The following is a 20,516-nucleotide window of genomic DNA, read 5'->3' as shown; positions in this document are numbered from 1 at the left end:
GGCTCCTGCTTACTGTGCACCCATGACCAACCGCGTTCGCACTGCTCACCGGGCCGCGGCGAGATGCCTGATCCTCGCCCTGGCCGTGCTCGGCTTGCAGCTCGCCGTCACCGGCGCCGCGTCCGCGGACCCCAGTTCCAACTCCTGGGCCAAACTCCGCATGTGCGAGGCCAGCGGCCGCTACAACACCAACACCGGAAACGGCTACTACGGCGCTTACCAGTTCAACCTCGACACCTGGCGCAGCGTCGGCGGGCAGGGCCGCCCCGACCAGGCCAGCCCCCGCGAACAGGACTACCGCGCGCTCTACCTGTACCGCATGCGCGGCTGGCAGCCCTGGGAGTGCGCCGGCATGCTCAGCCTCGCCGCCGACAACGACGCCCGCAGCAAGCGCGTCCCCTCCTACGACGATTCCGCCTACATGGGCGGCGGTGGCCAGCCCGCCCCGCCGGCCCCCGCGCCCAAGCCCACCCCGGCACCGCCGTCCGGCGCGATGCCCGCCTGGCCCGGCCTCGTCTACGCGTACGGCGACTGCGCCCCCGCCCTCAAGACCTTCCAGCTCCGGATGAACGCCTTCGGCTACGGCTTCACCGGCACCGGCTGCTACTACGACAAAACCCGCGACGCCGTCCTCGCCCTCCAGCGCGCCAACGGCATCAACGACTCCGGCCGCCTCGGCCCGAAGACCTGGAAAGCCGCCTGGGAAGGCAAACCGCCCCGCTGATCCGGCCGACACCTGCCGTCAAGGACTCCTTGCCCGCGTGGGGCGCCGGTAAGGAGTCCTTGACGGCGTGCGCGTCAGATGCCGGCGCGAGCGGCGGTCACTCGGCCGGCTGCCACGCACCCCGCTCGACCAGCACCTCACGCAGCAGGTCCGGCCGGTCCGTCACGATCCCGTGTACGCCGAGGTCCAGCAACTCCCGCATCTGCGCCGGATCGTCGATGGTCCAGGTGTGCACCTCGGCCCCGGCCCGCTCCGCCGCCTTCACGAACGACCGGTCCACCACCGTCAGCGGCCCCTGCCGCACCGGGACCTGCGCCAGCCAGCCACTCGCCAGCCGTCCGACCGGCAGGAGCGGCATCCAGCCCTGAGCCCACAGCGCCAGCACCGACCGCGGACCCATCGCCGTCAGCAGCTCCGGCCCCGCCAGCCGCCGCAGCCGCGCCAGGCGGGCGTCCGAGAACGAGGCCGCCGCGACCCGGCCATGCGCCCCGGTCCGCTTCAGCACCCGTACGAACGGCTCCACCGCGCCGTTCGACTTCACGTCGATGTTGAAGCACGCCTCGGGCAGCTCCTCGAGCACGTCCTCCAGACGCGACAAGGGCTCCCGCCCGCCGACCTTCACGTTTTTCAGCTGCGCCCACGTCTGCGCCGCGATCTCCCCGCCGCCGTCGGTGGTCCGGTCGAGCGTGCCGTCGTGGTGCACCACGACCACCCCGTCCGACGTCGCGTGCACATCCGTCTCCACGTACCGGTAGCCCTCGGCCACCGCCTGCCGGAACGCCGGCAGCGAGTTCTCCATCCCGGCCAGGTCACCGAGATGCCAGCCGCGGTGGGCGAACGCACGGGGGAGCGAGCCGGCCAGGTACGGAAACGGTGGGCGCATGGAACCAGTGTGCGCTTCCGGCATGGCCCCGGCATGAGCGAGCCATGGCCAGCTATGGTCTGCCGGGTGAGGGATCTGGCCGAACACGCCCCGCTGACCGGAGACGAGCTGGTCGTCCCGCGACGCCCGAGCGCGCCCAAGCACTGCGGCTGGTGCGGCCGCCGCCTCCCCGAAGGCGGCAACGTCGGCCGGCGCCGCCGCTACTGCGGGCAGTCCTGCCGCCAGCGCGCGTACGAACGTCGCACCGCCCTCCAGCGCAGCGGCCTGCCCGAAGACGCCGTCGTGCTGTCCGACACCGAGATCGCCGCACTGCAGGACCGTCTCTTCCAGCTCCGCTGCGCCGCCGAAGACATCGTCACGGCCGCCGAGGACGGCGCCGCCGCGGGGGAGCTGCGCAAACTCGCCGAAGAGATCGTGCACGCGGCCAAGGACCTCGAACAACTCCGCTGACCCGCGCTGCCGATTCCGGAACAGCCGAGCCCGCGCGGAAATCGCTCTGCTTCCACAGCGATTCCGGGAAAGCAGGCCCGCTCACTCCGGCGCGCCCAGCCCGTCCAGTGCCCGGTAGGTCCGGTTGCTCGCCGCAGCCGCCCGCTGCTCGCGCCCGGTCGCCTCGATGTAGTTCTGGCTCGTGGCCAGGCTCGCGTGGCCCAGCAGGTTCATGATCTCCGACGCCGTCGCGCCGTCCTCCGCCAGCCGCGTCGCGAAGGTGTGCCTCAGGGCGTGCAGATTCGCCCCCGTCGGCACCCGGTCGTGCAGGCCGGCCCAGCGGTAACACGACTTCACCAGGTACTCCAACGCCCCGCGCCCGATCGGCTCGCCCGCGCGATCCCGCAGCAACGGCTCCGAGGATGAGAACCGCCGCTGGGGGAACCGCCGCCGGCACGACTCGACGTACGCCTCGATCAGTTTCGCCAGCACCGGCTGCACCGGGATCGACCGGTCCCGGCTGCCCTTCCCGTGGACGTGCAGCCGCAGCTCACCCGCGCGTCCCACGACCGACCGCGGAGCCAGCGCCCGCATCTCCGCCGCCCGGAGACCGGCGACCAGCCCGAGGGCCAGCACCAGCACGTCCCGCTCCGGCCACGGATCCCGCGCCCGCCGCGCGCCATCGGCCGCAGCGGCGAGCAGACGCTCCGGGGTTTCCTCGCCCCGCAACGGCTTCGGCGTCAGCGGGGGAGTCTTGGGCCGGGCCACCGCGCCCATCGGATTGCCGGCCAGCAGCCCGTCCGACACGCAGAAGGTGAGGAACTGGTTCCACGTCGACCAGGCCCGCAGCACCGAGCTTTTCGCGTGCCCGTCGGCGAACGCGCCGAAGACCGCCCGCAGCACCGGGGCGGTCAGGTGCTCGACCTCCAGCTCGTCCTCGGACCGGCCCGCCTCGGCCAGCAGGAGAGTGGTGATCCCGGCGAGGTCGCGCCGGTAAGCGGCAGTGGTGTGCGGCGAATCCTTGCGCGGCCGCCGGGCCGCGAAGAAGGCTTGCTGCGCCTGGGAAAGCTGCATCCGGATCTTGTACCGCACGGCACCGACAATCTACGCAGCCGGATGACTATCCAGACTCATGCATAATTGCTATTATGCATGAAACGGCGATATCGGGCGGTCTGCCTCTCCGGGGGACTCTCGATCCGGCCACCTCGTCGCGAATGGTCCGCTGAGGCCATTTTGGTGACCCCGAGACACCGTGGGCGACATGCGTTCACCTGTTCGAATCGCTGCCGACCGGCTTCCCGGCGCCTGGGCCCGGCCTACGCTGATCAACTTCGTGAGGTGTTCTACTGACGCTCCACCTGAACGTCCGGCCACTCGACACCAATTCGTCACGGTGACGAAATGAATCGAGTAATCGCACGTCAGAGGCGTCGAACTCGGGGATCTCTTCCCGGAAGATCTCTCGGTGGCGCCCTGAGGGTCGGCGCATGCAGTCGGCGACGGGTAACTGCGACACAGGACCGGACTCGGCGAGACGCAGTCGTCGGCGCCACCGGCCTCGGGCGACAAAACCCGCTCAGATTGCTTCCTGAGACCCCTCTCCAGTCCTTCCTTCAGGACGCTATCCCAGTGCCGATAATGTACATTATGTCAAGTTGAACGCCGGAGCCGTTCTGGAGAGACTCCTCCGATGGCAAACACCCATGACTGGTCCCGGACGGTCGACGTCGAACACCTCGAGTCGGTCCGCCGGCGCCCGGACGTCTTCGCTCCCGGCGGTGCGCGGCACCTGTTGCTGGAAGTCCTGGCTTATCCGTCCGAGGAAGCCGAAGACCTCGGCGCGGGACGCGCGTGCGTCACCTTCCACCCCGACGGCTCGATCTCGGTGACTGACGAAGGTCGTGGCACCGTCACCCAGGTTGATGAGGAAGGCCGCACCATCCGGAAACCCGTGATGGCGACCCGGGATCTCCGGTTCGTCGACTCCCCCGAGCCGCCGCTCCTCCCCGACGGTCATCCGCGCCGCGGCATGTCAGTGGTCGCCGCGCTGAGCGTGTGGCTGGTGCACACCAATCGCCGGGACGGTGCCTCGTGGACACAGCGGTACGAGTGGGGTGTGCCCGTCACGGACCTCACTCCGGTCCCGGTGGTCGGCTCTACCGGGACGACCGTCCACTTTCTCCCCGATCCCGCTCTGCTGCCCGTGTGCGAGCTGGGCCCGGTCGACTTCGGGCCGCACCTGACGTTGACCGAAGATGTGAATTAGTGGTTCACTTCTTGACATGCCCTACCGACGGACCCCGAAGGTGCAGGAGCGGCTGGACGCGTTGCGCGACTCGATCGTCGTCGCGGCGATGGAGCAGCTGGCCGAGCACGGGTACGCGGGGTGTTCGGTAGCCGCGGTCGCGGAGCGGGCCGGGATCGCGGTGGGCACGGTGTACCGCCACTTCCCCACCAAGGCCGAGCTGGTGGTGCGGGTGTTCCGGCAGGTCGTGTCCCGTGAGGTCGAGGCGGTGCGCGCGGCGTCGGAGCGGCCCGGGGACGCAGCCGGCCGAGTGGTCGCGGTGTTCGAGACGTTCGCCGCGCGGGCGTTGAAGGCGCCGCGCTTGGCGTACGCGCTGCTGGCGGAGCCGGTGGACGCGCTGATCGATGCGGAGCGGCTGGAGTTCCGGCGGGCGTTCCGGGATGTCGTGGCCGAGCACGTTGCCGATGGCGTACGGGCGGGTGTGCTGCCCGCGCAGGACGCGAAGATCACCGCCGCCGCCTTGGTGGGTGCTGCGGCCGAGGTGCTGATCGGCCCGCTGACCAGTGGCGGGACCGCTGATGTCGTCGAGTTGCGCACGTTTGTCGTGCGGTCCTTGGGAGGTTCGGATGTCCGTCACGCATGAAGTCACCAACCAGGTGCCGCCGTTGGTCTACGACGTCGCGGACGATCCGGCGCTGCTGGAGGCCGTCGGCCGCGCGGACGCCGGCTGGGCCGTGGACGAGCTGCACGAGCTGGGCCGGCTGGCCGGTGGTGAGCAGGCGCAGGAGTGGGGCCGGATCGTCAACGAGAACGAGCCGGTGCTGCGCACGCACGATCGGTACGGGCATCGGATCGACGAGGTCGAGTTCCATCCGCATTGGCACGACCTGATGCGTGTTGCGGTGTCGCACGGTCTTCAGGCGGCTCCGTGGCGGGACAGTCGGGTCGGTGCGCATGCGGCGCGGGCGGCGAAGCTGTACGTGTGGGGTCAGGTGGAGGCCGGGCACACCTGCCCGATCTCGATGACTTACGCCGCCGTGCCGGCGTTGCGGGCGACGCCGGAGCTGGCCGAGCGGTTCGAGCCGCTGCTGGCGTCGACGGAGTACGACTTCGGGTTGCGCGAGCCGAGCTCGAAGCGCGGGCTGATCGCGGGTATGTCGATGACCGAGAAGCAGGGTGGCTCGGACGTCCGCGCGAACACCACGACGGCGCGGCCGGCGGGTGACGGCAGTTATCGGCTGGTGGGCCACAAGTGGTTCACCTCGGCGCCGATGTCGGATGTGTTCCTGACGCTGGCGCAGGCGCCGGGCGGGTTGTCGTGTTTCCTGCTCCCCCGCGTGCTGCCGGACGGCAGCCGGAACCCGATCCGGCTGCAGCGGCTGAAGGACAAGCTGGGCAACCGGTCGAACGCGTCGTCGGAGATCGAGTACGAGGACGCGGTGGGCTGGCTGGTCGGCGAGGAGGGCCGCGGGGTCCGCACGATCATCGAGATGGTGAACAACACGCGGCTGGACTGCGCGCTGGGCAGTGCTTCGGGCATGCGGCTGGGCGCGGTGCGGGCGGTGCACCACGCGACGCACCGGCAGGCGTTCGGGAAGTCGCTGGTGGACCAGCCGTTGATGGCGAACGTGCTGGCCGACCTGGTGGTGGAGTCGGACGCGGCGGCCACGGTGGCGATGCGGCTGGCGGCGGCGGGCGACCGGACGGGTGACGAGCAGGAGCAGGCGTTCCGTCGGCTGGGGCTGGCGGTGACGAAGTACTGGGTGTGCAAGCGGGCGCCGGCGCACGCGGCGGAGGCGCTGGAGTGCTTTGGCGGCAACGGTTACGTCGAGGAGTCGGGCATGCCGCGGCTGTACCGGGAGGCGCCGCTGATGTCGATCTGGGAGGGCTCGGGCAACGTGGCGGCGCTGGACGCGTTGCGGGCGATGGCGCGTCAGCCGGAGTCGGTGGCGGCGTACTTCGCGGAGGTCGAGCTGGCTTCGGGCGCGGATTCGCGGCTGGACGACGCGGTGGGCCGGCTGAAGAAGGAACTGTCCGATGTGGACGACATCGAGTTCCGGGCGCGGCGGGTGGTGGAGTCGATGGCGTTGGTGCTGCAGGGTTCCCTGCTGGTGCGCGACGGGAACCAGGCGGTGGCGGACGCGTTCTGCGCGTCGCGGTTCGCCGGTGACTGGGGCATCGCGTTCGGGACGCTGCCGGCCGGCACGGACACTTCGGCGATCATCGACCGGGCCCGGGTGTAGTCCCGGCGTTTCGCGGACGCGTTGGCGGGCAAGGGTTTAGGGTCAGCGGTCATGACCGTCTCCCCCGATGCCCAGCCCGGTTTCGTGTCCGCGACGCGGACCGCCTACGACACCGTCGCCGCGAGCTACGCCGAGATCGCGGAGGGCATGCTCGCGGAGAGCACCTGGGACCGCGCGATGCTGAACGCGTTCGCCGAGCTGGTGGGCGCGGCCGGCCCGGTGGGCGACCTGGGGTGCGGGCCGGGGCGGATCGCCGGGTACCTGGCGTCGCTGGGGCTGGACGTGTTCGGGGTGGACCTCTCCCCCGGCATGGTGGAGGTCGCGCGGCGGGCGTGGCCGGGGCTGAAGTTCGAGGTGGGTTCGCTGCTGGCGCTGGAGCTGGCGGACGAGTCGCTCGCGGGCGCACTGGCGTGGTACTCGATCATCCACACGCCGCCGGCCCGGCTGCCGGAGGTGTTCGCGGAGCTGGCGCGGGTGCTGCTGCCGGGTGGGCGGCTGTTGCTGGCCTTCCAGGTGGGTGACGAGGTGCGGCACATCGAGCAGGGGTACGGCCACGAGGGCCTTTCCCTCGACGCGTACCGCCTGCGGCCGGAGCTGATCGAGCAGCTGGCGGCGGACGCCGGGTTCACCATCGAGTCCCGCCTGGTCCGGGCGCCGGAGCCGCCGCACGAGAAGGTGCCGCAGGCGTACTTGGTGGCGCGCAAGGGCTGCGTTCAGGACGGGTAGGACTCGGCCCGGGTGTTCGCCGGTGCGTCGGCCTCCGCCGCGGTCAGCAGCCGCAGCGCGTTTTCGGACGGGCTGCCCGGTTCGGTGTGGTAGACGAACAGGATCTGCTCGGCGTCGTCTCCCGGGGTGAGGGCCTGGTAGGTGACGGTGAGGTCGCCGACCAGCGGGTGGTGGTAGCCCTTGGTGCCGGTGGTGCGCTGGTGGACCCGCTGGTCGGACCAGTAGCGGCGGAACTCCGGGCTCTGGATGGACAGCTCGCCGACGAGCGCGCCGAGCGCCGGGTCATCGGGGTGGCGGCCGGCGTCGAGGCGCAGCATGGCGGCGGTGTCGGCGGCGACGGCCGCCCAGTCCGTGTACAGCTCCCGGGCGTGCGGGTCGAGGAAGACGAACCGGGCCTGGTTGCGGTCCGCGGCGGGCAGGGACCGGAAGTCGGTGATCAGCCGGCCGGCGAGGCGGTTGTGGGCGAGCACGTCCAGGCGCCGGCCGAGGACAAAAGCCGGGCGCAGCACCGTTTCGAAGGTGTCGAGCAGGTCGAGGGTGACGGGGTGGACCCGCTGCGGGCGGGCCCGGCGCTTGCGCTGGGCCGAGACGGGCCGCGCGAGGGTGTGCAGGTGGGCTCGTTCCGCGTCGTCGAGGTGCAGGGCGGTGGCCAGCGCGTCGAGGACCGCGGCGGACGCGCTCGGGCTGCGGCCCTGTTCGAGGCGCGTGTAGTAGTCGACGCTCACGCCGGCCAGCCGGGCGAGTTCCTCCCGCCGCAGCCCGGGCACGCGACGGCGGCCGGTGCCCTCCTCCCCCAGCCCCGCGTCGTCCGGGCTGAGCCGGGAGCGCGCGGAACGCAGGAACTGGGCCAGTGCGGACGGTGTCTCCTCTGCGGTCATGACCGCAGTGTCGGACATCCACATCGGCACGGGCGCGGCGAAGGTGGCCCAATCCGTCCCCCTCGGCGTGGCATCGACAGTCCGCGAATCGTCGGCACGGCCCTATACTCGGGCTTGATCAGCTATGACGACCTCAGCCGAACCCTCGCCCGACGAGCTGCTTGACGTGTTCAAGGCGCTCGCCAATCCCGTGCGCCTCCAGCTGCTGCAGTGGCTGCGCGAGCCGGAGCGCAATTTTCCCGTCGAGGACGGGATCGCCGACCCGCACGAGGTCGGGGTGTGCGTCAGCCACATCCAGGCCAAGACCGGGCTCGCGCAGTCCACCGTGTCGGCGTACATGGCGGTTCTGCAACGGGCCGGGCTGGTCCGCGCCACCCGGGTCGGGAAGTGGACGCACTACCGGCGCGACGAAGAGCGGATCTCCTGGATCGTGGGCGCGCTCGGCCAGTCGCTCTGACCCTCGCCGGAGACTCATATCGAAGTTCTGCGATACTTCGATCCGTTGAGTCACCCACCCGGCTGGAGGAGACATGGGCGCGATCGACGGAATGGACCTGGGGCGCTTCGGGATCTGGACGTTCGACTTCGAAGACCAGCCGGCGAGCCGGATGCGGGACTCGATCCAGGAGCTGGAGGGCCTCGGCTGGCCGGCGTTCTGGATCCCGGAGCGGGACGGGCGCGAGGCGCTGACCCACGCCGGGTTCCTGCTCTCGGCCACCGAGCGGATCCGGATCGTCAACGGCATCGCGAAGATCTGGTCCCGCGAGCCGCGCTGGACTCAGGGTGCCGCCGTGCTGCTGGCGGACGCCTACCCTGGCCGGCACCTGCTCGGCCTCGGCGTCGGTGATGCGCGCCCCGGCGTCAAACCGCTGGACGCGATGGCCGGGTACCTCGACGAGCTGGACGCCACGACCAGCGCCAACCCGCTGCCGGAGGCCCCGATGCGGCGGCTGCTCGCGGCGTACGGGCCGAAGATGCTGCAGCTGGCCGCCGAGCGGGCCGACGGCGCGCACACCTACCACGTCACCGTGTCGCATACCGCCCAAGCCCGGGAAGTGCTGGGAGACAAGGCTTTCCTCGGCGTCGAGCACGCCGTGCTGTTCGAAACCGACCCGGACCGGGCGCGCGCGATCGCGCGGGAGCACCTGCACGTGTACTTCACCCAGCGGTACAACATCGCCAAGTTCCTGCGCCTGGGCTACACCGAGGCCGACCTCGACGGCGGCAGCGACCGGCTCGTCGACGACCTCGTCTTCTGGGGCGACCTCGACACGATCACCCGCAAGCTGAACGAGCACCTCGACGCCGGCGCCGACCACGTCGGCATCCAGGTGCTCGGCACCGAGCCCGGCGGATCGGCGATGCCGCAGTGGCGCCGTCTCGCCGAGGCCCTGCTGCCCGGCTGAGAAAAGGCTCTGTACCTACTAGTATGTACGGGACGAACGGAGGCCCGCCGTGCACGCCATGCACTACGAGATCACCCTGCCCGCGGACTACGACATGGAGGTGATCCACCACCGGGTGCGGACCCGGGGACCGCTGCTGGACGGCCTGCCGGGCCTCGGGCTCAAGGCGTACGGGGTGCGCGAGCGCGGCGTCGACGGGTCGGAGCTGAACCAGTACTCCCCCTTCTACCTCTGGCACGACCCGGCGGGCATGCACTCCTTCCTGTGGGACGGCGGGTACCGCGGCATCATCGACGACTTCGGCCGTCCGCCGGTGCAGCACTGGACCGTGCTGGCGTTCGAGCCCGGGCCGGCGTTCGGCGAAACGCCGCGCGCGGCCGGGAAGCGCACGGAGCTGATCCCCCGCGAGACATGGCCCGCGGACGTCGTCCGGCCGGAGCTCGAGGCGCTGCGGGACCACGCGCGGCGCGACGGCGTGCACTCCACGGCGCTGGTCATCGACCCACGCGCGTGGGAGCTGGTGCGGTACACGCTGTGGCAGGACACCGCGCCGGCCGAGGACCCGGTGCGCTACCGCGTCGGGCACGTTTCGGCGCCGGAGCTGGCTTCGCTGGGGCATGGTCAACAGTGGTGAAGTCTCCTACGGTGATCAGTACGGCCGAAGGAGGACGATGACACGCTTGCACGATCGCCGGATCCTGGTCACCGGTGCCGGTTCGGGCATCGGCCGGGCCACCACATTGCGGCTGCTGTCCGAGGGCGCGCGGGTGGTCGCCACCGATGTCTCGGTCGACGGCCTCAAGGGCACCGCCGAACTCGCCGAGTCCGAGCCGGAGTCCAAGGCCAGGCTGGAGACCTTGCTGATGGACGTCGGCGACGAGCAGTCCGTGGCCGAGGGCACCGCGGCGGCGATCGCACACCTCGGCGGGCTCGACGCGCTGGTCAACGCCGCCGGCATCCTGCGGGCCTCGCACACCCACGAGACGTCGCTGGAGTTCTGGAACCGGATCATCGCGGTCAACCTGACCGGCACGTTCCTCGTCACGCGGGAAGCGCTGCCCGCGCTGATCGCCGCCGGCAAGAGCGTGGTGGTGAACTTCAGCTCCACCTCGGCCAGCTTCGCCCACCCGTACATGGCGGCGTACTCCGCCAGCAAGGGCGGCATCCAGGCGCTCACGCACTCGCTGGCGCTGGAGTACGCGAAGCAAGGGGTGCGCGTGGTCAGTGTCGCGCCGGGCAGCGTCAAGAGCGGCATCACCGACAGCGCCGCGACCTGGATGCCGCAGGACGTCGACTGGACGCTGTTCGGCCGGCTGCTGCCGATCCTGCCCACCGACGTCACCGCCGAGATCGGCGCGCCGATGGCCAGGCCGGAGGCGGTCGCGGGCGTCGTCGCCATGCTGGTCTCGGACGACGGCGAGTTCATCACCGGCACCGAAATCCGGATCGACGGTGGCACCCACACCTGAGCCGCCGGCGGCCCGCCGCTGATCAGCATGGCGGCATGGACGTGCTGAGCGAGGTCATCCGGATGGTCCGGGCCGCCTTCGGAGATGGGCCCGATCCCGCCCGCGCCGGGGCCGTGCGACTTCGAGTTCCTGTGCGGGGCCTACCGGATGGAGTACGGCCGCGTGCCGCAGTACCTCCGCGCGCTGCCCGGCCTCATCGCCGTCTCGCCGGATTGCGACCGGTACCCCGAGCCTGGTCCAGGTGCTGCGGCAGTGGCACGACCAGCACGAGACCCAGCCGGGCACCGCCGATCCGGCGATCGCCGCCGCGCTGCGGCAGATCCACGAGCACCCGGAACACGCGTGGACCGTCGCCAGGCTCGGGCGCGGCGCCCGGCTGCTGCGGGAGACCGACGCGTCGCTGGCGATCGCCCGTCAGGTCGGGTACTCGACCGAATTCGCCCTCTCCAGTGCGTTTCGCCGCGAGTACGGCGTCGCGCCGGGGCGTTTCCGGCAGGCTCCGACCGCGACACTGCTGAATGACGGCGGTCAGTGCCGTGGCACCGGCATGAACTCCGCGAGGTCCGGCAACGGCGGCACGGCGCGGGCGTAGGCGTCCGCGGCAAGCACCCCTTCCGGCGGGCGCGAGGTCCGCCGGCCCAGTTCGTCCAGCACCTCGCGCTCGGTGCGCCCCCGCATCAGCAGCAGCACGAACGGATCGGCGTCGAGCAGCCACGAAACCTGGAACGACAGCGCCGCGGCGTGCCGGCAGGGCAGCTCCCAGCCGGGGCAGTCGCACTCCGGGTCGAGGTCGCCGATGCCGGGCAGCAGCCCCACGTCGTCGGCCAGCTCCGGCGGCAGGTCGCGGTCCAGCAGCGCGGCCAGGTGGGCCGCCCGGTCCGCGGCATGGCCGAGCAGTCGGTCCCAGTCCGTTGTGGACAGTTCCGCCAGCCGCAGGGACGTGCGGTACGGGCCGCCGTCGGTGTCGTCCACCGTCGCCGCGATCCGGCCCGGGCTGACCGCGATCGGGCCGACCAGGCCTGCCGCCGCGTACCGCTGCCCGCGCCGCAGCTGCCGCTGGTCCAGCGCCGTGTCCTCCATCGCCCGCAGCCACGCGCGGCCCCACCAGGAGCGCGCGAACGGGCCCCGGCCGGCGCGCGCCGGGAACGCGGGGAAACCCCGCACCCGCTCGGTCATCCGTGCCTCCTCAGCTGGACCAGCTCCGAAAGTTCGGCGTCGGACAGCTCGGTGAACGCCGCCTCGCCCCCGGTCAGCACCGCGTCGGCCAGCGCCCGTTTCTCCCGCAGCATCAACGCGATCCGATCCTCGACGGTGCCCTCCGCGACGAGCCGGTGCACCTGGACCGGCCGGGTCTGCCCGATCCGGTACGCCCGATCGGTCGCCTGGTCCTCCACCGCCGGGTTCCACCAGCGGTCGTAGTGCACGACGTGGTCGGCGCGGGTCAGCGTCAGCCCGGTCCCGGCCGCCTTGAGCGAGAGCAGGAACACCGGCACCGCCCCGTCCTGGAAACGGCGCACCAGCTCCTCCCGCTGCCGGACCGGGGTGCCGCCGTGCAGCAGCTGCGCGCCGATCCCGCGTGCGGCCAGGTGCCGCTCCAGCAGGCGGGCCATCACCACGTATTGGGTGAACACCAGTACCGCCCCGTCTTCGGCGAGGATGGTGTCCAGCAGCTCGTCGAGCAGCTCGAGCTTCCCGGACCGGCCGGACAGCGGGGTGTCAGCGTCTTCCCTGAGGTATTGCGCGGGGTGGTTGCAGATCTGCTTGAGCGCGGTGAGCAGCTTGACGATCCGGCCGCGCCGCGCCATCCCGTCGGCCGCGCCGACCTCCGCCATCAGCTCCCGCACCGCCGCCTCGTAGAGCGCGGCCTGCTCGGTGGTCAGCGACACCGGCCGGTCGGTCTCCGTCTTGGCCGGCAGCTCGGGCGCGATGCCCGGGTCGGACTTGCGGCGCCGCAACAGGAACGGCCGCAGCAGCCGGGAAAGCCGCCCCGCCGCCGCCGGGTCCGTGCCGGCCTCGACGCGTTTCGCCCACCGGTCGCGGAATTCCGCGTGGGTGCCGAGCAGGCCCGGCGTCGTCCAGTCGAGGATCGCCCACAGCTCCGACAGCGTGTTCTCCACCGGGGTGCCGGTGAGCGCGACGCGGGCCGAGGACCGCAACTGCCGCAACGTCTTCGCCGTCTCGGAGCGGTGGTTCTTCACGTGCTGGGCCTCGTCGGCCACGAGCAGGTCCCACTCGATCCCGGCGAGCGGCCCTGGGTCCGAGCGCAGGGTGCCGTAGGTGGTGAGGACAAAGCCGTCGAGGTCTTCGAGGGACCGCTCACCGCCGTGGAAGCGGCGGACGCCGACGCCGGGCGCGAACCGGTGGATCTCCGCCTCCCACGTGCCCAGCAGCGACGCGGGGCAGACCACCAGCGTCGGGCCGCCGCCGCGGTGCAGGTGCAGCGCGATGAGCGTGACGGTCTTGCCGAGCCCCATGTCGTCGGCGAGGCAGCCGCCCAGCCCGAGCGCGGTCACGGTGCTCAGCCAGCGCAGGCCGCGCAGCTGGTAGTCGCGCAGCGTGGCGGCCAGCCCCGGCGGCTGCTCCCCCGGCTCGGGCACCTCGGAAAGCCGCTCCCGCACCGTCTCCAGCCAGCCGTCGGTGACGACCTCCACCAGCTCGCCGTCGACCTCCGTCGTCCCGGCCAGCACCGCGCCGAGCGCGTCGACGGCCGTCAGCGGCTTCAGCGTCCGCTCCCGGGCCCGGTCCGCGGACGTCGGATCGAGCAGCACCCAGCGGTCTCGCAGCCGGACCACCGGACGCCGCGCTTCGGCCAGCTCGTCCAGCTCCGCCGCACTCAGTACTGCGCCGCCGAGGGCGAGCTGCCAGTCGAATTCCAGCACCCGGCCGCCGCCGAAGAACGACGGCACGTCGCCGGGCGCGTCCCCGGCCGCCACTACGGCGCGCGCGGTCAGGCCCGTCAGCTCGGCGGGCCAGTGCACGCTGATGCCCGCTTCGGCGAGGCGGCCCGCGCCGGAAGACAGTAGCTCGACCACTTCTTCGTCCCCGAGCGGCAATTCGGCCGGCACCGCGGCCGAGAGCAACGGCGCCAGCGGCGGCCACACCTCCGCGGCCCGGCGCAGCGCCAGCACCACCTCGTGGCGCGCCTCCTGGTCCCCGGACTCCCACAGCCGCGCGGCGTCCACCAGCGGCTCCGCCCCGCCGTGCACCTGCACGACCGCACGGAAACGGCCGCCGGCCGGGTCTTCCGCCTCCACCCGCAGCGACACCCGGACCGTCAGGCCCGCGACGTCGCCCAGGAACCGCAGCAGCAACGGGTACGGCTCGGGCAGGCGGGTGTCGTCGCCCGGGACCGGGGCGGCGTGGGCGTGCGGCGGCATGGCTTCGGCGAGGCGGCGCAGCCAGCGGTCCTCGGCCGGCTCCAGCGGGCCCGTCCACCCGGCTTCACGCAGCCGTACGCCGGCTTCTGCCGCCGTAGCCCAGAAAATGGCCGATTCGTCGCTGTCTGGTGGCATCGCCAGCAGCACCGGCACCGCCTCCGCGATGGGCAGGCGACGCGCGGGCACCTCGCGGATCCCGTCCGCCAGTACCAGCCGCACCACGCCGGCGGCGCCGGGACCACCGGGGTCACCCCCGTCCGGCGCCCAGAAAACGACCTGGCCAGGCTCTGCGATCACGGCCTTCAGCTGCCCACCCCCATGATTTCCGTACGTTGTACCATGAAAATACCAGAACTCTGTACGGCGTACGAGGAAGTGGCGGGCAGAATGTCCGGGATGAGCACCGAGTACACCGGCGCCGGCGACCCGCGGCGGGCCATCGAGCTGCTCTGGGGCGTGCCCGGACCGCCGCGGCGCGGCCCGAAGCCCAAGCTCACGGTCGACGACGTGGTCACCGCCGCGATCCGGCTGGCCGACGCCGACGACCTGGAGGCGGTCACCATGCGCCGGATCGCCGACGACCTGGGCGTCGCCCCGATGTCGCTCTACACGTACGTGCCCAGCCACGCCGAGCTGGTCGACCTGATGCTCGACCGCGCCCACGGCGAGCTGCCCGACGAGCTGCCCGCCACCGGCTGGCGGGACGCGGTCACCGCCGTCGCCGAGGACCTCTGGCAGCTCTACCACCGGCATCCGTGGCTGCTGCAGGTCACCGTCGGCCGCCCGCCGCTCGGGCCGAACACCTTCGCCAAGTACGAACGCGAGCTGACCGCGCTCGACGGGCTCGGCCTCGGCGATCTCGAACTCGACGCCGTGGTCAGCCTGCTCACCGGGTTCGTGCGCGGCGCTGCCCGCGGCTCGGTCGACGCCGTGCGCGTGGTCCGCCGCAGCGGACTGACCGACGGCGAGTGGTGGGAGCGCAGCGCCCCGGTCCTGGCCGAGATCCCCGCCGCCGACCCCGCGAACTACCCGCGCGCGAGCCGCGTCGGCACCTCCGCCGGCCAGGCCTACGGCGCCGCGGACAACCCCGAGCACCACTTCCGGTTCGGCCTCGCGCGCATCCTCGACGGCGTCGAACATCTCGTATCGAGGGGCTGACGAGCGGAAACTGTCGGTCCCCCGGGTTAGGTTCACTGCGGGTGCCGGCACTGGGCCGTCACCGGAGGGGGTTTGAGGTGGAAGCGGACAGACGCACGGCCGAGGCCGCCGTCGCCCAGGCGTTCCGGGAGGAGCGGGCCCTCGTCGTGGCCACGCTCATCCGGGTCACCAGCGACTGGGACCTGGCCGAGGAGTGCGTTCAGGACGCCTTCGCCCTCGCCGTGCGCACCTGGCCGCGCGACGGGGTCCCCGCACGCCCCGGGGCGTGGCTCACCACCACTGCCCGCAACCGCGCCATCGACCGGATCCGGCGCGAAACGGTGGGCGCCGGGAAACTCCGGGAGGCCGCGCGCCTGATCGTTCCCGACGAACCCGGGCCCAGTGATGGGACCGAGGAGAGCGGGGTGCCGGACGACCGGCTGCGGCTGATCTTCACCTGCTGCCACCCGGCATTGGCCGTGGAGGCCCAGGTCGCGCTCGCGCTGCGGACCCTCGCCGGGCTCAGCACGGCGGAGATCGCCCGGGCGTTCCTCGTGCCCGAGCCCACCATGTCCCAGCGGCTGGTCCGGGTGAAACGCAAGATCCGCACCGCGGGCATCCCCTACCGCGTCCCGCCCGCACACCTGCTGCCCGAGCGGCTGGCCGCCGTGTTCGGCGTGCTCTACCTGCTGTTCAACGAGGGCTACTCGGCCAGCGCCGGCCCGGACCTGCAACGCCCGGACCTCGCGGCCGAGGCGATCCGCCTGGCCCGGGTGCTCGCCGCGCTCATGCCGGAGGAACCGGAAGCCGCCGGCCTGCTCGCGCTCATGCTGCTGCAGCACGCCCGGCGCGACACCCGCGTCACGTCCGACGGCGATCTGGTCCCGCTCGACGAGCAGGACCGCGCCCGCTGGGACACCGCGGCCATCACCGAAGGCACCGCCTTTCTGGAAGCCGCCTTGCGCCGCGGTGAGCCCGGGCGCTACCAGATCCAGGCCGCCATCGCGGCCTGCCACACCCCCGAGGGCAGTGACTGGCCGCAGATCGCCGGGCTCTACCGCGAACTGCTGAAACACCTGCCGACGCCGGTCGTCGAGCTGAACCGCGCCGTCGCCGTCGGCATGTCCGCGGGCCCCGCGGCTGGGCTCGCGCTGGCCGACGAGCTGACCGCCCGCGGCGACCTGGCCGGCTACCACCTGCTGCCCGCCACCCGCGCCGACTTCCTGCGCCGCCTCGGCCGCACCGCCGAAGCCCGCGCTGCGTACACCGAAGCGCTGGCGCTGGCGGGCACCGGAGCCGAACGCGCCTACCTCACCCGCCGGATCTCGGAATTGCCCGGCGCCGGGGTGTCGGTCCCGGCCCCCGCCGTTCGTCGGCTGGGCGAACCGACCCACCCGACGGAAGGACACCCCGTGATCAGCAAGACCCTGCGGCTGCCCGGCACCGAACTGCATTACGACCTCGAGGGCAGCGGCCCGGTGCTGCTCCTGGTGCCCGGCGGCCCCGCCGACGCCACCGCGTTCACCGGCCTGCGCCCGCTGCTGACCAGCCGGTACACCGTGGTCACGTTCGACCCGCGCGGCATCTCGCGCAGCGCCGTCACCGGTGAGCCCGGGCCCGACCTGGTGGGCGACCACGCCGACGACGTGCACCGCCTGCTGGCCGAGATCGGCGGCGAGCCCGCGTACGTGTTCGCCAACAGCGGCGGCGCGATCACGATGCTCGAGCACCTCAAGCGCCACCCCGGCCAGGTCCGCACCCTGGTCGCGCACGAGCCGCCGGTCTCCCGCTACCTCGGCGAGATGCTCGCCGACGTCCCGGACATCCCCGCGATCTACCGCGAGCACGGCACCGAGGCCGCGTTCGCCGCGTTCATGGCCGGCACCGGCTTCGAGGTCCCGCCCCCGCCCGCCGCCCCCACGCCCGAGGAAATCGAGCAGGGCAAACGGATGCAGGCCAACCTCGGCTTCTTCTTCGGCCACCTGATGGCGGCGATCGGCCAGTGGGAGCCCGACCTCGACGCCCTGCGCGCCTCCCCCACGCGTCTCGTCGTCGCGGTCGGCGCCGCTGCCGAAGGCACCCCCGCCCACACCGCCGGCCTCGGGCTGGCCCGCGACCTCGGCCAGGAGCCCGTCCCGTTCCCCGGCGACCACGGCGGTTTCGCCGGCGAGCCGGGCCCGTTCGCGGAGCAGCTGACCGCCGTCCTCGAGCAGCACTAGGAGAAACCCGTGCGCTACCTGCTGATGATCGCCGGCGAAGGCGAACCGACCGAAGAACAGCTCGCGATCGGCTGCGGCGGCTGGTCCGACGACCTGCTCGCCCGCGGCGTCCTCGTCGGTGGCGGAGGCCTGCACCCGCCCGCCTCCGCCACCACCGTCCGCGTCCGCGGAGGCGACGTCCAGCTCAGCGACGGCCCGTTCGCCGAGAGCAAGGAGCAGATCGGCGGTTACGCCGTGATCGACTGCGCCGACCTGGACGAGGCCGTCGACATCGCCTCCCGCCACCCCGCCGCCGCGTACGGCACCATCGAAATCCGCCCCATGCTGGGCTGAGCACCGAGGAGAGAAGCGTTATGCCGTCCTTTGTGGACCGTCCCGCCCAGCGCTACGCGGGATACCGCGCCACCGTCACCGTCGAAGGCCTGCGCGAAGTCGCCCACCGCATCGCCGCGATCGTGGCCGCGCTCGCCGCCCGGGGCGTCACGCCCGCCGGTGCGCCGTTCTTCCGCTACCTCGTGATCGGGCCGGGCATGAGCAGCCTGACCGTGGAAGCCGGCGTCCCCATCGAGGACCCCGTGGACCTCGGCGACGAGTACTTCACCGACGTCGTGCCCGGCGGCAAGTACGCCATGACCACCCACCACGGCGCCCCCGACGGCCTCTACGCCGCCACCGCCGCCGTCCTGTCCTGGGGCGAACAGCAAGGCGTCCGCTGGGACCGCACCGAAACCCCCGACGGCGAACACTGGACCGGCCGCCTCGAGGTCTACCGCACCGACCCCCGCCAGGAACCCGACGCAACCAAATGGGAGACCGACCTGTACTTCCGCCTCGCCGACTGACTCGCTCCGCCCGACCTGGCCTGCCCGGCCTGGCCGGCTGGGGCCCAGTTCAGCTGACTCGCTCCGGCCAAGCTGGCCCGGCGCGACCGACTAGGCCTAGCCCGGCTGGCTGGGCTGGGCCGACACCGCCTCGCAGGCTCTGCCAACCCCAGCCTGGCCTGGCTGAGGAGCTCGGCCCCAGTTCGGCCGGCTCGCTCTGGCCGAACTGACTCGGCGCAGCCGAGCTCGTATCGCCAGGGCGATCGAGCTGGATCGGCAGACTTCGCCGGCTCGGCAGACTTCGCTCGCTCGGCAGGGCCGGTTTGCTCGGCCGGGCGGACTCCGCCGGACCGGCAGCCGCTGCCGATTCGGGCCGGGCTGAGCCGATCCGCCTGGGTCCAGCCCGGCCCGGTGGAACTGACTCGGTCGGTCCGGGCCAGTCAGCTGATCTGGGCCAGGTCGGCAGCGGCCGCTCTCGTTCGGGCAATGCCGAGTCCGCTGGGTTGAACTGGGGCGAGTCTGTCGAGTCGGGCAGCGGCGGTTGGTCTGGCGAAGTGTCGAGCTGGTCCGGCCGAGGGCGGCGGCCCGGCTCGTTCAACGGCCCCGGGCCAGCCATCCACCGAGGAGGCAGCCGAAGCCCGCCGTTGATGCCAAGGCGCGTAGCAGGTTCCAGCGCACCCAGACGGTCTCGAAACGAGCGCGCAGTTCGGCCAGGGGCGCGGTGCCGTTTTCCAGCGCGTTGTTCATCGGGATGTTCACCGCCGCCGTGATCACGACCATCACCAGCAGCAGCGCAAAACCCGCGATCAGCCACGGCAGCGCGCGGCGTCCGTCCGCGGGCAGGTGCAGGACCGCGGCCGCGGCGGCGAGGAGTGGGGCGCCGAGGAAGGTGAGCAGGAACCAGCCGTTGACGATCGCGACGTTGATCTGCCGCATGGCCGTGACGAAGGTGTGGTCGTCCGCTCGCGCCAGGCCGGGCATCACCGACACCGCGTACGCGTAGAACAAACCCGCGATCAGCCCCGCCGCGACGATCGCCGCCACCAGGACCATTCCGGACACCGAGGACATCGTTTTTTCCTTTCCCGCAGCCGAAACCGTCATCGCGCCCAGGCCTCCGCCGCGGCCCGGGCGTAGGCCGCGAAGTCCCGCGCGGGCCGCCCCAGTGCCCTCTCCACGTCATCGGTGATGGACGAGTTCCGGCCGTCCAGCACTCGCGTGAACAGCTCCGCGAGCATCGCGGCCTCGTCCGCCGACATCCCCGACGCCGTCGCCAGCCGGACGAACTCCCCCACGGAAACCGGACGGTAGCGGACATCCCGCCCCGCAGCCGAGGAGATTTCGGCTGCGGCAGCGGCAAAAGTCAGCAGCCGGGGACTGGTCAGCTCCAACGTCCGGCCGACCAGAGCGTCCGTCGTCAGCGCCGTGACGGCGACCTCGGCCACGTCGTCGGCATCCACGAACGGCTCAGCCACTTCGCCCGCCGGCAACGCGATCTCGCCGTCGAGCACCGGGCCGAGCAGGAAGTCCTCGCTGAAGTTCTGGAAGAACCAGCTCGCGCGCAGCACCGTCCACTCGGCACCCGACGCACGCACGACCTGCTCGCTGACTGCCGCGTCCGGCTCGCCGCGGCCGGACAGCAGCACGATCCGCCGCACCCCACTTGCCACGGCCTGCTCGCAGAACGCCCGGATGGTCGGCGCCGCCCACGGCACGACCAGGTCGGGGTAGAAGGTCACGTACACCGCGGCGGCGCCATCGAGCACTGGCTCCCACGTCTTCTCGTCCGCCCAGTCGAACCGCGGCTCGCTCGCGCGCGAGACCGGCCGCACCGGGACGCCGCGCTCGGTCAGCAGCCGGGTCACTCGCCGGCCTGTTTTGCCCGTGCCGCCCAGGACCAGGGTTGTCGTTTCGGAAGTCATGTCAGCGAGTCAAGCTCAGCGGAGTGAGACGTTC

Annotated in this window: 22 protein-coding genes and 1 pseudogene; 16 read left to right on the top strand and 7 right to left on the bottom strand. The window is 72.1% G+C overall.

Translation table 11 applies throughout. The features are described 5' to 3' along the window. Positions 1-22 precede the first annotated feature (22 nt). Positions 23-724 carry a transglycosylase family protein gene (locus tag OG371_RS39730; RefSeq protein WP_329061593.1) on the top strand — a complete coding sequence of 234 codons (702 nt, stop codon included), beginning with the start codon at positions 23-25 and terminating at the stop codon, positions 722-724. A 97-nt stretch (positions 725-821) separates the two neighbouring features. Here OG371_RS39730 and OG371_RS39725 read toward each other — a convergent pair whose 3' ends face one another. Next, a complete protein-coding gene (locus tag OG371_RS39725) occupies positions 822-1,607 on the bottom strand; it encodes a glycerophosphodiester phosphodiesterase (protein WP_329061591.1) in 786 nt (261 codons plus the stop codon). Between the two features lie 66 nt (positions 1,608-1,673). On the opposite strand from OG371_RS39725, the gene OG371_RS39720 reads away from it, so the two are divergent. Continuing rightward, on the top strand, positions 1,674-2,057 hold the full coding sequence (locus tag OG371_RS39720) for a hypothetical protein (protein ID WP_442876031.1): 384 nt from the start codon (positions 1,674-1,676) through the stop codon (positions 2,055-2,057). An 81-nt stretch (positions 2,058-2,138) separates the two neighbouring features. Here OG371_RS39720 and OG371_RS39715 read toward each other — a convergent pair whose 3' ends face one another. Next, positions 2,139-3,128 (bottom strand): tyrosine-type recombinase/integrase, encoded by a 990-nt coding sequence (locus tag OG371_RS39715; RefSeq protein ID WP_329061589.1) that lies wholly within the window; start codon positions 3,126-3,128, stop codon positions 2,139-2,141. Between the two features lie 601 nt (positions 3,129-3,729). On the opposite strand from OG371_RS39715, the gene OG371_RS39710 reads away from it, so the two are divergent. Genes OG371_RS39710 through OG371_RS39695 form a run of 4 tightly spaced genes read left to right on the top strand, consistent with a single transcriptional unit; the run spans position 3,730 to position 7,253 of the window. Further along, positions 3,730-4,305, top strand: coding sequence for an ATP-binding protein (locus tag OG371_RS39710; RefSeq protein ID WP_329061587.1), 576 nt, complete (start codon positions 3,730-3,732; stop codon positions 4,303-4,305). A gap of 16 nt (positions 4,306-4,321) precedes the next feature. After that, positions 4,322-4,927: a TetR/AcrR family transcriptional regulator gene (locus OG371_RS39705; RefSeq protein ID WP_329061585.1), complete on the top strand. Its 606-nt coding sequence runs from the start codon at positions 4,322-4,324 to the stop codon at positions 4,925-4,927. Continuing rightward, entirely contained in the window at positions 4,911-6,527 is a 1,617-nt protein-coding gene (locus tag OG371_RS39700; protein WP_329061583.1) for an acyl-CoA dehydrogenase family protein, read from the top strand. Before OG371_RS39705 ends, OG371_RS39700 begins: the two co-directional genes overlap by 17 nt. 51 nt (positions 6,528-6,578) lie before the next feature. Further along, a complete protein-coding gene (locus OG371_RS39695; protein ID WP_329061581.1) occupies positions 6,579-7,253 on the top strand; it encodes a class I SAM-dependent DNA methyltransferase in 675 nt (224 codons plus the stop codon). On the opposite strand, the gene OG371_RS39690 is transcribed toward OG371_RS39695, so the two are convergent. Further along, on the bottom strand, positions 7,241-8,131 hold the full coding sequence (locus OG371_RS39690) for a helix-turn-helix transcriptional regulator (protein WP_329061579.1): 891 nt from the start codon (positions 8,129-8,131) through the stop codon (positions 7,241-7,243). The two genes, OG371_RS39695 and OG371_RS39690, sit on opposite strands and share 13 nt — an antisense overlap. A gap of 124 nt (positions 8,132-8,255) precedes the next feature. Here OG371_RS39690 and OG371_RS39685 point away from each other — a divergent pair, with 124 nt between their 5' ends. The 5 genes from OG371_RS39685 (at position 8,256) to OG371_RS39665 (ending at position 11,598) form a co-directional block, all read left to right on the top strand. Beyond that, positions 8,256-8,588 (top strand): ArsR/SmtB family transcription factor, encoded by a 333-nt coding sequence (locus OG371_RS39685; protein ID WP_329061577.1) that lies wholly within the window; start codon positions 8,256-8,258, stop codon positions 8,586-8,588. Positions 8,589-8,679: 91 nt separating this feature from the next. Beyond that, a complete protein-coding gene (locus OG371_RS39680) occupies positions 8,680-9,537 on the top strand; it encodes a TIGR03620 family F420-dependent LLM class oxidoreductase (protein ID WP_329073391.1) in 858 nt (285 codons plus the stop codon). Positions 9,538-9,595: 58 nt separating this feature from the next. Further along, positions 9,596-10,171, top strand: coding sequence for a DUF4865 family protein (locus OG371_RS39675; protein WP_329073390.1), 576 nt, complete (start codon positions 9,596-9,598; stop codon positions 10,169-10,171). A 37-nt stretch (positions 10,172-10,208) separates the two neighbouring features. Then, positions 10,209-11,006, top strand: a complete 798-nt coding sequence (locus OG371_RS39670) for an SDR family NAD(P)-dependent oxidoreductase (RefSeq protein WP_329061575.1) — start codon at positions 10,209-10,211, stop codon at positions 11,004-11,006. A gap of 241 nt (positions 11,007-11,247) precedes the next feature. Beyond that, the gene (locus OG371_RS39665) at positions 11,248-11,598 is read left to right on the top strand and encodes a helix-turn-helix domain-containing protein (RefSeq protein ID WP_329061573.1); all 351 of its coding nucleotides are present in this window, start codon (positions 11,248-11,250) and stop codon (positions 11,596-11,598) included. On the opposite strand, the gene OG371_RS39660 is transcribed toward OG371_RS39665, so the two are convergent. Together OG371_RS39660 and OG371_RS39655 are read right to left on the bottom strand one after the other, a co-directional pair. After that, positions 11,535-12,182 (bottom strand): SWIM zinc finger family protein, encoded by a 648-nt coding sequence (locus OG371_RS39660; RefSeq protein ID WP_329061571.1) that lies wholly within the window; start codon positions 12,180-12,182, stop codon positions 11,535-11,537. The two genes, OG371_RS39665 and OG371_RS39660, sit on opposite strands and share 64 nt — an antisense overlap. Continuing rightward, positions 12,179-14,677 carry a DEAD/DEAH box helicase gene (locus OG371_RS39655; protein ID WP_442876204.1) on the bottom strand — a complete coding sequence of 833 codons (2,499 nt, stop codon included), beginning with the start codon at positions 14,675-14,677 and terminating at the stop codon, positions 12,179-12,181. Before OG371_RS39655 ends, OG371_RS39660 begins: the two co-directional genes overlap by 4 nt. Before the next feature lie 93 nt (positions 14,678-14,770). Between OG371_RS39655 and OG371_RS39650 the strand changes: the two genes are divergently transcribed. From OG371_RS39650 to OG371_RS39630, 5 genes and pseudogenes are all read left to right on the top strand, one after another. Beyond that, positions 14,771-15,541: a TetR/AcrR family transcriptional regulator gene (locus OG371_RS39650; protein WP_329061569.1), complete on the top strand. Its 771-nt coding sequence runs from the start codon at positions 14,771-14,773 to the stop codon at positions 15,539-15,541. Between the two features lie 77 nt (positions 15,542-15,618). Beyond that, positions 15,619-16,854 (top strand): annotated as a pseudogene (locus OG371_RS39645) (RNA polymerase sigma factor); the annotation flags it as partial. Positions 16,855-16,866: 12 nt separating this feature from the next. Continuing rightward, complete coding sequence (locus tag OG371_RS39640; RefSeq protein WP_329073388.1) at positions 16,867-17,739, top strand: alpha/beta fold hydrolase; 873 nt, start codon at positions 16,867-16,869, stop codon at positions 17,737-17,739. A 9-nt stretch (positions 17,740-17,748) separates the two neighbouring features. Beyond that, positions 17,749-18,072 carry a YciI family protein gene (locus tag OG371_RS39635; RefSeq protein ID WP_329061567.1) on the top strand — a complete coding sequence of 108 codons (324 nt, stop codon included), beginning with the start codon at positions 17,749-17,751 and terminating at the stop codon, positions 18,070-18,072. A gap of 20 nt (positions 18,073-18,092) precedes the next feature. Further along, positions 18,093-18,581, top strand: a complete 489-nt coding sequence (locus OG371_RS39630) for a GyrI-like domain-containing protein (protein WP_329061565.1) — start codon at positions 18,093-18,095, stop codon at positions 18,579-18,581. A gap of 573 nt (positions 18,582-19,154) precedes the next feature. On the opposite strand, the gene OG371_RS39625 is transcribed toward OG371_RS39630, so the two are convergent. Together OG371_RS39625 and OG371_RS39620 are read right to left on the bottom strand one after the other, a co-directional pair. After that, positions 19,155-19,631, bottom strand: a complete 477-nt coding sequence (locus OG371_RS39625; RefSeq protein ID WP_329061563.1) for an anthrone oxygenase family protein — start codon at positions 19,629-19,631, stop codon at positions 19,155-19,157. A 29-nt stretch (positions 19,632-19,660) separates the two neighbouring features. Continuing rightward, positions 19,661-20,482, bottom strand: a complete 822-nt coding sequence (locus OG371_RS39620) for an NAD(P)H-binding protein (RefSeq protein ID WP_329061561.1) — start codon at positions 20,480-20,482, stop codon at positions 19,661-19,663. Between the last annotated feature and the right edge of the window lie 34 nt (positions 20,483-20,516).

Origin of the sequence: Amycolatopsis sp. NBC_01480 (genome assembly GCF_036227205.1) — a bacterium.
GTDB lineage: Bacteria > Actinomycetota > Actinomycetes > Mycobacteriales > Pseudonocardiaceae > Amycolatopsis.
This window is presented reverse-complemented; position numbering and strand designations above follow the sequence as displayed.